This is a genomic window from Dellaglioa sp. CoH-57-MRSF-21 (assembly GCF_056781915.1).
In genome coordinates this window covers 1-272 of record NZ_JBXAXU010000188.1, presented here as the reverse complement: position 1 = coordinate 272, position 272 = coordinate 1, and the positions used below count along the sequence as shown (strand labels likewise).

The 272-nt window shown below is 51.5% G+C and carries 1 protein-coding gene; it reads right to left on the bottom strand.

Annotated features, from left to right (window positions below):
• A partial coding sequence (locus AC1RPQ_RS08490; RefSeq protein ID WP_481762344.1) for a hypothetical protein occupies positions 1-272 on the bottom strand: 272 nt, incomplete at both ends.

Here is a 272-nt window from a genome sequence, read left to right as displayed (position 1 = left end):
GCAATCTTGATCCACGAATTACCAAACGCAACAGCCAAGTCACCGACTGCCCACGACGTGATTCCATCAAGCGCGGTGGTACCAGCAACTGTTACCAGATACGCCGAACCGTTTGCCGGAACTGTTTGGTAGAACGGATTGGTTGCGTTATACCCGGTATCGATGGTCTGCATACCGCTCGCCAAAAGCGCCGTGTTCGTATCGATGGTGTTAAGACCTGCGTACTGAGATACGTGGTTGGCGTTAGCATCGAAGTTACCCACTATATAGAC